The organism is Nocardia tenerifensis NBRC 101015 (genome assembly GCF_000308715.1).
Lineage (GTDB): Bacteria > Actinomycetota > Actinomycetes > Mycobacteriales > Mycobacteriaceae > Nocardia > Nocardia tenerifensis.
In genome coordinates this window covers 1-1782 of the sequence record NZ_BAGH01000368.1, presented here as the reverse complement: position 1 = coordinate 1782, position 1782 = coordinate 1, and the positions used below count along the sequence as shown (strand labels likewise).

General features: G+C 71.5%; 1 protein-coding gene. It reads left to right on the top strand.

Translation table 11 applies throughout. The features are described from left to right. On the top strand, window positions 1–1782 hold a 1782-nt coding region (locus ON39_RS28990; protein ID WP_040739137.1), incomplete at both ends, for a non-ribosomal peptide synthetase.

Here is a 1782-nt window from a genome sequence, read left to right as displayed (position 1 = left end):
ACGCCCTCGACCCCGAGGAACGCGCACTGGTGCTGCGCGAGTGGAACGACACCGCGACTCCGGTGGACACGCAGGCCGATATCGTCGGGCTGTTCCAAGCGCAGGCCGCCGAGACACCCGAGGCGGTAGCGGTCGTCTGCGGCGACACCGAGGTGACCTACGGCGAACTCGACGCCCGATCCAACGGACTGGCGCGGCTGCTCGGTGCGCGCGGGGTGCGGCCGGACGGCGTTGTGGCGGTGGCGTTGCCGAGGTCGGTGGAGCTGATCACGGCGCTGCTCGCCGTGGTGAAGGCGGGCGGTGCGTACCTGCCGATCGATCCCGGATACCCCTCGGACCGGGTGGCTTTCGTGCTCGCCGACGCCGCGCCGGTGGTGGTGCTGACCGATGCCGCCACCGCGAAGGCGTTGCCGGACAACGAAATACCGCTGCTGTGCATGGACACGACGGTGGTCGACGACGTGACCGGCGCGGAGCGCGTGGCCGCGGTCCGGCCGGAGAACCTGGCGTATGTGATCTATACCTCCGGCTCGACCGGCGTGCCCAAAGGCGTTGGCATCACCCATCGCAACGTCGTGAACCTGGTCGCGCAGGCGTGGTCGGCGGGGACCGGCGACCGGGTGCTGGTGCACTCCTCGATCGCCTTCGACGCCTCCACCTACGAGATCTGGCCCGCCCTGTGCGGCGGCGCGACCCTGGTGGTCGCCGGCGAGGAGCGCTCGGATCTGGTCGAGATCACCCGGCTCGTGCAAACCCGGTCGGTGACGAAGCTGTTCGCCACGCCGCCGCTGCTGTCCGCGCTCGTGGATCACGTGGAGTCGTTGCCCGACAGCCCGTTGCGCGGTCTGCGGCAGGTGAACACCGGTGCGGACACGCTCACCTCCGGGCTGGTCGACGCGCTCGCGGCCAAGTGCGGGGTCGAGCGGGTGGACAACCTGTACGGGCCGACCGAGGCCACGGTGAACGTGACCGCGTACCAGGTCCCCGACGACCTCGTCGGCGCGGCCGTGCCGATCGGCGCGCCGGTGGCCAATACCCGGGTGTTCGTGCTGGATTCGTGGTTGATGCCGGTGCCGGTCGGGGTGGCCGGTGAGCTGTATGTCGCCAGCGCCCAGCTGGCCCGGGGCTACCACAATCGGCCGGAGCTGACCGCCGCGCGGTTCGTGGCCGACCCGTTCGATCCGTCGGGCGGGCGGCTGTACCGCACCGGCGACGTGGTGCGCTGGACGCCGGGCGGGGTGCTCGAGTTCGCGGGCCGGGCCGACGACCAGGTCAAGATCCGCGGCTTCCGGGTCGAGCCGGGTGAGGTGGAAACCGTACTGGCGCAGCATCCTTCGGTGTCGCAGGCGGTGGTGGTGGCGCGCGAGAGCGGCGCGGGCAAGCAGCTCGTCGGCTACGTCGTCGCCGACCGCACCAGCTCGATCGAGGGCAACGGGCACACGGGCGGGCACGGACTCGACGGCGGGCAGGTGCGCCGGTTCGCGGCCGAGCGGCTGCCGGACTTCATGGTGCCGTCGGTGGTGATGGTGATCGACGCGGTGCCGCTGACCGCGAGCGGGAAGCTGGACCGCGCCGCGCTGCCGGTGCCGGAGCTCACGTCGTCGGTGGCCTACCGGGCCGCGACGACCATCCAGGAGCAGATGCTCGCGGCCCTCTTCGCCGAGATCCTCGGCCACGACCGCGTCGGCGTCGACGACAACTTCTTCGCGCTCGGCGGCCACTCGCTGCTGGCCACCCGCCTGGTGAGCCGGATAAGGGTGGTCCTCAGCGTCGAAGTGCCGA